The following is a 217-nucleotide window of genomic DNA, read 5'->3' on the forward strand; positions in this document are numbered from 1 at the left end:
CGGCCTGCGGCTGCCCGCCGATGCCCCCTTCCGCCTGTTCGCGCTCGGCCGCAGCGTCGGCTGGACGGCGCATGCCGTCGAGCAGTTGACGAGCAACAGGCCGATCAGGCCGCGCGCCCGCTATGACGGGCCGGCCGGAATGGGATGATGGCTTCTAAGATTAGCCGGAACGCGTCCGAACCGTCTTCCTAGCTAGGGTCAGGACCCATTAATTTGT

At 66.4% G+C, this 217-nt stretch carries 1 protein-coding gene; it reads left to right on the plus strand.

Going from position 1 to position 217, the window contains the following annotated elements; genetic code table 11:
- On the plus strand, window positions 1–148 hold a 148-nt coding region (locus DH10_RS35870; RefSeq protein ID WP_281423904.1), incomplete at its 5' end, for a citrate/2-methylcitrate synthase.
- Window positions 149–217: the final 69 nt, after the last annotated feature.

It is taken from the genome of Mesorhizobium silamurunense, assembly GCF_014843825.1.
In the GTDB taxonomy this organism is placed as follows: Bacteria; Pseudomonadota; Alphaproteobacteria; order Rhizobiales; family Rhizobiaceae; genus Mesorhizobium; species Mesorhizobium silamurunense.